We start from the raw sequence: 8,834 nt of genomic DNA on the forward strand, positions 1-8,834 counted from the left end.
GGCTCCACACCTACAATCACCACCGCGGACACACCGCACTCGCAGGCAAACCACCCACCAGCCGCGTTCCCAACCTCACGGGCCAGAACACCTAGGTCTCAGGACTGATGGCCGGAGGGCCCGCGTCCGCTTGGATGGAGGCGTGGACGAACCCTCGAAGAACGAACCGTCGAAGAACGACACCGCGGCGAACTCCGAAGTCGGCCTCACCGCTGACCAGGTGGCCGCGTACCTCGACCGGATCGGGGCCGTGCGGCCCGGGCGGGCGGGTGCCGCCGAGCTGGCGCGGTTGCAGGAGGCGCACCTGGACGCGGTGCCGTTCGAGAACCTGAGCATCCACCTCGGCGAGTCCGTGGTGCTGGAACCCGCCGCGCTGCTGGAGAAGATCGTCGACCGGCGGCGCGGCGGGTTCTGCTACGAACTCAACGGCGCCTTCGCCGCGTTGCTGCGCGCGCTCGGCTACCGGGTGGACCTGCTCGCGGCCCGCGTCTTCAACGGCGCGAAGCCGGGGCCGCCGTTCGACCACCTCGCGCTGCGGGTGGTGGCGGACGACGCCGCGTGGCTGGTGGACGTGGGCTTCGGGCGGTTCGCGCGCCGTCCGCTGCTGCTCGACGAGCGCGGCGAACAGCGCGACGCGGCGGGCGTGTTCACCGTCCTGCCGAGCGGCACGGCCGACGACCTCGACGTCCGCCTCGACGGCGAGCCGCAGTACCGGCTGGAGCTGCGCCCGCACGCGCTGGCCGACTTCGTGCCGACCTGCTGGTGGCAGACGACGTCCCCCGGCTCGCTGTTCACCCGTGGGACCACCTGTTCCCGCCCCACCCCGGGCGGCGGCCGGGTCACCCTCAACAGCACCCGCGCCACCGGCGGCACCCGCCTGCTGCGCACCGCTCCGGACGGCACCCGCAGCGAGGAACTGCTCGCCCCGGACGCCGCCCTCGCCGCCTACCGCACCCACTTCGGCATCGCCCTGGACCGCCTCCCCACCGCCCCCTGAGGCCGGCGGTCGGACGTCGGGCGGCGTGGCCGGGTGCGTCGTCCGGCGGGGCGGGCTCCGTCCGTGGGGCGCGCTTGCAGCGCGCGCGGATGTCCGGGGGCGCGCGTGGCGTCGTGTGCGGGCGCAGAATAGCCGCGCGCCGTCCACTCCGTGGGGATTCGCCGGAATCACGCGTTGCGGCCGACCGTGCGCCATATGCTGCGCGAGGCGCGGCCGGCTCGCCCCCGGGGCGGCCGTGAGCCGTTCAACTCCGCTTTCCGGCAAGGTGGTTCACTCATGGGGCAGAAGAGTCGGCGCAGGGACGACGGCGAGGTGACCTTCGAGCAGGTGACCGTCCTGTCCTTCGAGCCGCAGGGGGACCTCCGGGTCGACCGGGACGGTCGCGTCCTGATGCTGAGCGAGCCCGTCAGCCTGACCCGCATCCCGGTTCGGATCGCCCGCGAGGACATGACGATCAAGTGCGTCGCGGGCTACTGGGTCACCTGGGCCGAGTGGTTCGGCCCGGACGACATCCGCAACCACGCGCGCTGGGTCCCCGACGAGGAGTACGTCCGGCCGGACGAGGACGGCCTCGACGGGCGGCTGGAGGTCACGGTGTCCGCGTACTGGGCGGTGGAGTGGGAGCCTCGCCGGGCGCGGCTGCGGACCAGCGAGGCCGTGGTCACCTTCCCGCCGGGGGAGCGCGTGCGCGAACTCGTCCTGGAGCGCCCCCAGCCGCAGCACCCGGCCACCCTCGTCGTCCACCTGACGCGCGCCCGCTGGGCCGACGGGCACGGCGGCCGGGCGATCCACCACGGCTTCGCGGGCGAACGCGAGGTCGGCGGCGGGCAGGGCGAGCCCGTCCACCGCTACGCCGAGTGCGCCACCGGCCACCTCCCGGGCGTGGCCGTCCACTGAGCTGCGGCTCGAACCGGGCCCGAACGCGCCCGAACGCGCTCGAAAGGGTCCGAACGCGCCCGGGCCGGGCTCAGCCGAGCACCGGCTCGCCCGTCGGCCACCCCGCCCGCAGGCCGACCCGGCGGGCGGGGGCGCCGGCCCAGATCTCGCCCGGCCCGGTCGAGCGGGTCAGCACCGCGTTGGCACCCACGACGGTGCCCGCCCCGACGGTCAGCACGCCTTCCTTGCAGATCACCTTGGCGCCCGCGCACAGCACCGCGCCGTCCTCCACCACGACCCGCCGCATCGCGCTGCGCTCCTGCGGTACCCACGGGTCGGCCCGTCCGACGGTCACGCCGTTGTACAGCGTCACCCCGGCGCCGAGCGTGGTGTACGGGTGCAGCACGGTGCCGAAGCCCCGGTGGAACACGACGAGGCCGGGGCCGATCTCGGCGGCGGCCGGCACCTCCATCCCGTAGAACGCGAGCGCCTCCTGGACCAGGCGGCCCAGGAGGCGGTGACGGCGGCGGTAGATCAGCGCGGTGACGAGTGACATCCACCCATTGTGTCCGCCGTGTAACGACGAGTCACGCGCGTCCGCCGTTACTTCACGTCCGGCACGGCGGTGTCGTTCTTGAAGGCGTCGAAGACCTGCTTGGCCTTCGCGGTGTCCCACTTCACCGCCGACTCCCCGGTGTTGGTCTTGAAGTCCGGGTTGGCGATCGGCACGGTGATGCTCTTGCCGCCGCCGCCGTTGACGTCCTTCATGGCGAGGAACAGCGAGCCCAGGTCGGTCAGCCCGGCGTCCTCGTCGACGATCAGCGTTCCGAGGCCGGAGGAGACCAGCGGGTAGAAGGTGAACGGGTTGAGCACGGTGGCCGGCGAGGCCGCCTGCTTGGCCAGCGCGCCGAGGAACTTCTGCTGGTTGCGCATCCGGCCGAGGTCCTGGTCGGCCATCTGGTGGCGCTGGCGGACGAAGGCCAGCGCCTGGGTGCCGTCGAGGTTCTGGCAGCCGGCCTTGAGGTCGAGGCCGGAGTCCTTGTCCTTGACGTCCTGCTCGATGCACATGTCCACGCCGCCGACCGAGTCGACGATGCCCACGAAGCCGGCGAAGCCGATCTCGGCGTAGTGGTCGATGCGGATGCCGGTGTTCATCTCGACGGTCTGCGCGAGCAGCTTGCCGCCGCCCGCCGCGAACGCCGAATTGATCTTCGAGGTGGTCGACTTGACGGTCTTGCCGTTCTCGCCGGCGTGCTCGGGGATCGGCACCCAGGAGTCGCGCGGGATGCTCATCAGGGTGTTCCCGTTGTCCCCGACGTGCAGGATCATCATCGAGTCGCTGCGCTTGCCGCCCGCGTGGCCGGTGTGCAGGTCCTCCTCCTGGGAGTCGGACAGGCCGTTGCGGCTGTCGGAGCCCACGATCAGCCAGTTGGTGCCCTTGCCCGCGGCGGGGCGGCCGGGGTAGTCGGCGAGCACCTTCTCGTGGTTGAGCTTGGAGTCCGCCCAGAACCAGGTGGAGACCGCGGTGACCATCATGGCGATCAGCACGCCGAAGACCGACCACTTGACGATCCGGCGCCGGGGCCAGCGCGAGGACCGTGCGCCGGCGGGCGTCTGCGGACCGCCGGGAGGTATCGGTCCGCGCGGGCCACCGGGCCCGCCCGGGGCGCCGGGAGCCCCCTGGGCCGGCACCCCCGGCCGGCCCGGCTGCCCGGGCTGCCCGTGGCCCTGGCCCTGCCCGTAGCCCTGCGCCGGCCCGTACCCGGGCGGCTGCGGCTGGCGGGCCTGCTGGGGCGGCTGCGCCTGCGGCCGGGGCTGCCGGGGCGCCGGGGCGCCCGGCCCGCGCGGGTTCAGCCCGGCGGGCAGCGGCGGCTCCGCGCCACCGCCGCGCCCGTACGCGGGGCCCCCGCCACCGTTGCCTCCGCCGTACGGGTTCCCGCCGCCGCCCGGGCGGCCCTCCTGCCACGTGTTCATGTGGGAGAGAATGCCCGACGCCGGGACCGGTGACTCCCCCCGGGGCCCCCACCAGGGCGCTTGTAGCAGTTTTGATGCACGCACCGGATCGTTCCGCGGCAAGGCGCCGGCGGGCGGCGCGCGCCCCGTCCGCCCGGTGGGATCGCGTGCGCCGCCGTCTCATCATCCGTCTCACCTGGTGTTCGCCTGGCGGGACGAACCTTGACCGTCCGGAACGCTGCGTGTTTGCATGGCGCCATGGATCAGCGATGGACCCTCACGCGTCGGCGGCACGTCGACCTGCTGCGTGTGTCCCGTTCGCTCTGTTGTGGCTGACGCTCGCCCGTCGAACCCCACCACTCCTCCTCCCCCCTCTTCCCGACGCCGCCCGCGCGGCGCGTTCACCGCCGCCCGCCGGTAGGCCGGTCCCCGTCCGCCCGGCCGGTGCCGCCCGTGCCCGGTGAGCGCCCCGTGCCGCCTGCGCGTCGCCCCGCTTCCTCCCCGAGGTGAACCCCATGGCCACCGTCCTGTCCGTTTCCGGCTCCCCGTCCGCGACCTCCCGCACCACCCGTCTGCTGCGCCTCGTCGACGCACGGCTGGAGGAGCGCGGCCACCGCGTCGTCCCCTTCGAGGTGCGCGCCCTGCCCGCGCACGCGCTGCTCTCCGCCGACCTGTCGCACCCCGAACTGGCCGCCGCCCTGGAGTTGTTCGCGGAGGCCGACGGCGTGGTGATCGGCACCCCGGTCTACAAGGCCGCGTACTCGGGCCTGCTCAAGGCGCTGCTGGACGTGCTGCCGCAGTACGCGCTGCGCGACAAGGCCGTCCTGCCGCTCGCCACCGGCGGCTCCACCGCGCACGTGCTGGCGGTGGACTACGCGCTGCGGCCGGTGCTCAGCTCGATGGGCGCCGACCACATCACCCAGGGCTGGTTCGTGCTGGACCGTCACATCTCCGTGCGGGAGGACGGCGCCACCGTGATCGAGCGCGAGACCGACGTGCTGCTGCGCCCCGTCGTGGACGCGTTCGCGGCCGCCCTGGAGCGCCGGGCCGCCCCGGCCCTGGCGTCCTGACGCCCGCCCGGCGCCCCGCGCGCCGGCCCCCCGGACCACCCCAGGCCCCGCCCGGCGCACGCCGGGTGGGGCCTCCTTACGGGCGGACCCTGAGGGGACCCCCGTCGACCCCTAGGGGGAGGCGTCCGGCACCCCGTACAACTCCGGTTGGCGCGCTTCCTCCCGTCGGATGACGAGGGCGCGGGCCCCGGCTCCTAACGTGGTTCACATCCCCGCCCGTCCGAGGCGGACCCGATGCGATCGGGTCCGGGTCCCCGGTGCACCGGCAGGGTGAAGCTAACTCCCGGTCGAAAACTATCCCCTGCGCGATGTCGCCGGACGGGTGGAACGCACGAGGCTGGGGGGCAACGGGTGGGCCCACTTTTTAGGAGACGACAGTGACGACGGCAGCAGCAGCCGTGTACGACCCCCAGCTTCCCGGCGGTGCCTCCGCCGTCGCCGCCTCGGCTCGTCAGGTGACCAAGTCCTACGGCTCCGGCGAGACCAGGGTCACCGCCCTGGACGCGGTCGACGTCGACATCCAGCGCGGCCGCTTCACCGCGATCATGGGCCCCTCGGGTTCCGGCAAGTCGACCCTGATGCACTGCCTGGCCGGTCTGGACACGGTGACCGAAGGGCGGATCTGGATCGGTGACACCGAGATCACCGGCCTGAAGGACAAGCAGCTCACCAGGCTGCGCCGGGACAAGATCGGCTTCATCTTCCAGGCGTTCAACCTCCTGCCGACGCTGAACGCGCTGGAGAACATCACGCTCCCGATGGACATCGCCGGCCGCAAGCCGGACCAGGCCTGGCTGGACCGGGTGGTGGAGACCGTCGGCCTCTCGGGCCGGCTCAAGCACCGCCCGACGCAGCTCTCCGGCGGCCAGCAGCAGCGCGTCGCGGTGGCCCGGGCGCTGGCCGCCCGTCCCGAGATCATCTTCGGCGACGAGCCCACCGGCAACCTCGACTCCCGCTCCGGCGCCGAGGTGCTCTCCTTCCTGCGCCGCAGCGTCGACGAGCTGGGCCAGACCATCGTGATGGTCACCCACGACCCGGTCGCCGCCGGCTACGCGGACCGCGTGCTGTTCCTCGCCGACGGCGTGATCGTCGACGAGATGCACGCCCCGACGGCCGACTCCGTCCTTGAGCGCATGCGCCGTTTCGACGGCAAGCGCACCAGCTGAGCGGGCAGGGGGGTACAGGACCATGCTGCTCAAGACATCACTGCGGAGCTTCTTCGCCCACAAGGGGCGGATGCTGCTCTCCCTGGTCGCGGTCGTGCTGTCGGTCGCCTTCGTGTCCGGAACGCTGGTGTTCTCCAACACCGCGACCAGCACCTTCGACCGGCTCTTCGCGTCGACCGCCTCCGACCTCTCGGTCCAGCCGGCCAAACCGGAGTTCGGCGACGACCCCCGGGGGAGGACGCTGACCGTCCCGGCCGACAGCGTCGGCAAGGCCGCCGCGGTCCCCGGCGTGAGGACGGCGATCGGCCAGGTGAGCGTGCAGAGCGCCACCCTGGCCGACCCGGCGACAAACAAGGCCGTGGGCCCGACCAGCGGGGCCCCGACCATCGTCGGCAACTGGGCGGACACCCCGCGCAACCCGGTCGAGATCACCTCGGGACACGTTCCGCAGGGTGCCGACCAGGTCGTCATCGACGCGGACACCGCCAAGAAGGCCAAGCTCGGCCTGGGCGACAGGCTGCGCGTGATCGCCGTCGACAAGCAGGACTTCACCATCGTCGGCATCGCCACTTTCAAGACCACCAACCCCGGTGCGGCGCTGGCCTTCCTGGACACCGCCACCGCGCAGAAGTTCCTGCTCAGGCACGCCTCGCTCACCTCGGTCGAGGTGTTCGGCGACGGCAGCCGCACCGACGAGCAACTGAAGTCCGACATGCTGGCCGCGTTCGGCGCCGGCTTCCAGGCGAAGACGGCGGCCGAGCAGAAGGCGGAGAACGTCAAGGACGTCGGCTCCTTCCTGGACTTCATGAAGTACGCGATGCTCGGCTTCGCCGGCATCTCGCTGCTGGTCGGCGGCTTCCTGATCATCAACACCTTCTCGATGCTGGTCGCCCAGCGCACCCGGGAGATCGGCCTGCTGCGCGCCGTCGGCGGCAGCCGCCGGCAGGTCAACCGCTCGGTGCTGGTGGAGGCGCTGCTCCTCGGCGCGGCCGGCTCGACCCTCGGCATCGGTGCCGGCCTCGGCCTGGCGGTCGGGCTGATCCAGCTGATGAACGCGGCCGGCATGCACCTCGACGCCGGGGACCTCTCGATCGGCGCGAACGTGTTCGTCGCCGGATACGCGGTGGGCATCGTGATCACCGTGCTCGCGGCCTGGATCCCGGCCCGCCGGGCCAGCCGGATCGCGCCGATCGCCGCACTGCGCGACCACGGCACCCCGGCCGAGGCCCGCTCCAACACCGTCCGGGCGGTCATCGGCCTGGTGATGACGGTCGGCGGCGGTGGTCTGCTGGTGCTGGCCGCCCAGGCGGAGAAGGCGGCCACCGGCGGCCAGTACATCGGTCTGGGCGTGCTGCTCACCCTGGTCGGCTTTGTGGTCCTCGGCCCGCTGCTGGCCACCACCGTGGTGCGGGTGCTCGGCGCCATGCTGCCCGCCCTGTTCGGCCCGTCCGGCAAGCTCGCCCAGCGCAACGCGATGCGCAACCCGCGGCGCACCGGCGCTACGGCAGCCGCACTGATGATCGGACTGGCGCTGGTGGTCGGCGCCTCGGTCTTCACCTCCACGGTGATCAAGTCCACCAACGTCCAGATCGACCGCTCGGTGGGCGCCGACTACATCATCCAGGCCGGCCAGAACGGCGTCTCCGCGGAGATCGTCGAGGCCGTGCGCAAGACCGGGGGCGTGGACCACGTCACCGGGCGGAAGGACCTGAGCGCGCGCTTCACCGCGCCGGACGGCAAGACCTCGGAGCGGAATGTCTCCGCCGTCACCGGGCGGTTCACCGAGGACTTCCGGCTGCCGGTCAAGTCCGGCAGCGCCGACTCCCTCAAGCAGGGCTCGCTCGCGATCGGTGAGGACTACGCCAAGGACCACGGCCTCAAGATCGGTGACACCATCAAGATCGACTACGGTCAGGGGCGCTCCCAGTCGCTGCCGGTCGGCGTCATCATGACGATGGGCAACTCGCTCTTCGACGGCAACACCTTCGCCTCGCTCGACACCGTCACCCAGGCGGTGCCCGCCGCCGAGCAGCCGGTGGACAGCGTGATCTTCGGCAAGGCGGCGGCCGGGGCGGATGTCGCCAGGACGCTCACCGCCCTGGAGGACGCGCTCAAGGAGTACCCGCAGGCCTCGGTCCGCGACCAGGCCGGCTACAAGGACCTCATCCAGGAGCAGGTCAACACCCTGCTCTACATGATCTACGGCCTGCTCTTCCTGGCGATCGTGGTCGCGGTGCTCGGCGTGGTCAACACCCTGGCGCTCTCGGTGGTCGAGCGGACCCGCGAGATCGGCCTGCTGCGGGCGATCGGGCTCTCCCGCCGCCAGTTGCGCCGGATGATCCGCCTGGAGTCGGTGGTGATCGCGGTGTTCGGCGCCGTCCTCGGCACGGTGCTCGGCCTGGCCTGGGGCATCACCGGCCAGCAGGTGCTGGAGTCGCAGGGGCTGGAGGCGCTCGCCGTCCCGGTCACCACGATCGTCATCACGCTGGCCGCCTCGGTGCTCATCGGCCTGCTGGCCGCTCTCATACCGGCCTTCCGGGCCGGGCGGATGAACGTCCTCGCGGCGATCGCGACGGACTGACCGGGCGGCGACCCCCGGATCGGGGGATCGGGGGTCGCGGCACCGGAGGCAAGGGGGAAACGGGGAAAAGGGGGAAGGGGAAGGGGCAGGGTGCCGTCCTTGGGTTCTAGGAGTCGTTGCAACACCCCAGCTCAGGGGATGCATTGGACTTCGAGATCCGTAGGGACAGGACGCCTCAGGGTCCGCGGAAG

General features: G+C 72.4%; 7 protein-coding genes. 5 read left to right on the forward strand and 2 right to left on the reverse strand.

Annotated elements, in window-relative coordinates:
• Window positions 1–220 precede the first annotated feature (220 nt).
• Together ACFZBX_RS36610 and ACFZBX_RS36615 are read left to right on the forward strand one after the other, a co-directional pair.
• Window positions 221–997, forward strand: a complete 777-nt coding sequence (locus ACFZBX_RS36610; protein WP_391538146.1) for an arylamine N-acetyltransferase — start codon at window positions 221–223, stop codon at window positions 995–997.
• Between the two features lie 276 nt (window positions 998–1,273).
• On the forward strand, window positions 1,274–1,894 hold the full coding sequence (locus ACFZBX_RS36615; RefSeq protein WP_391538141.1) for a hypothetical protein: 621 nt from the start codon (window positions 1,274–1,276) through the stop codon (window positions 1,892–1,894).
• Between the two features lie 70 nt (window positions 1,895–1,964).
• Here the strand turns inward: ACFZBX_RS36615 and ACFZBX_RS36620 are convergent, their stop codons facing one another.
• Both ACFZBX_RS36620 and ACFZBX_RS36625 read right to left on the reverse strand, forming a co-directional pair.
• Window positions 1,965–2,429, reverse strand: a complete 465-nt coding sequence (locus tag ACFZBX_RS36620) for a hypothetical protein (protein ID WP_391538142.1) — start codon at window positions 2,427–2,429, stop codon at window positions 1,965–1,967.
• A gap of 47 nt (window positions 2,430–2,476) precedes the next feature.
• Entirely contained in the window at window positions 2,477–3,847 is a 1,371-nt protein-coding gene (locus ACFZBX_RS36625; RefSeq protein WP_391538143.1) for an LCP family protein, read from the reverse strand.
• Window positions 3,848–4,341: 494 nt separating this feature from the next.
• Here ACFZBX_RS36625 and ssuE point away from each other — a divergent pair, with 494 nt between their 5' ends.
• The 3 genes from ssuE to ACFZBX_RS36640 all read left to right on the forward strand — a co-directional run bounded on the left by ssuE (window position 4,342) and on the right by ACFZBX_RS36640 (window position 8,643).
• Window positions 4,342–4,896, forward strand: coding sequence for an NADPH-dependent FMN reductase (gene ssuE, locus ACFZBX_RS36630; protein WP_391538144.1), 555 nt, complete (start codon window positions 4,342–4,344; stop codon window positions 4,894–4,896).
• 377 nt (window positions 4,897–5,273) lie between these two features.
• Window positions 5,274–6,062 carry an ABC transporter ATP-binding protein gene (locus ACFZBX_RS36635; protein ID WP_380764440.1) on the forward strand — a complete coding sequence of 263 codons (789 nt, stop codon included), beginning with the start codon at window positions 5,274–5,276 and terminating at the stop codon, window positions 6,060–6,062.
• 22 nt (window positions 6,063–6,084) lie between these two features.
• Entirely contained in the window at window positions 6,085–8,643 is a 2,559-nt protein-coding gene (locus tag ACFZBX_RS36640) for an ABC transporter permease (RefSeq protein WP_391538145.1), read from the forward strand.
• Window positions 8,644–8,834: the final 191 nt, after the last annotated feature.

Source organism: Kitasatospora sp. NPDC008115 (assembly GCF_042957205.1).
GTDB lineage: Bacteria > Actinomycetota > Actinomycetes > Streptomycetales > Streptomycetaceae > Kitasatospora.

Coding starts and splice junctions, on each gene's coding strand:
- ACFZBX_RS36615 (WP_391538141.1), top strand. CDS start 1,274: ATGGGGCAGAAGAGTCGGCGCAGGGACGACGGCGAGGTGACCTTCGAG.
- ACFZBX_RS36620 (WP_391538142.1), bottom strand. CDS start 2,429: ATGTCACTCGTCACCGCGCTGATCTACCGCCGCCGTCACCGCCTCCTG.
- ACFZBX_RS36625 (WP_391538143.1), bottom strand. CDS start 3,847: ATGAACACGTGGCAGGAGGGCCGCCCGGGCGGCGGCGGGAACCCGTAC.
- ssuE (WP_391538144.1), top strand. CDS start 4,342: ATGGCCACCGTCCTGTCCGTTTCCGGCTCCCCGTCCGCGACCTCCCGC.
- ACFZBX_RS36640 (WP_391538145.1), top strand. CDS start 6,085: ATGCTGCTCAAGACATCACTGCGGAGCTTCTTCGCCCACAAGGGGCGG.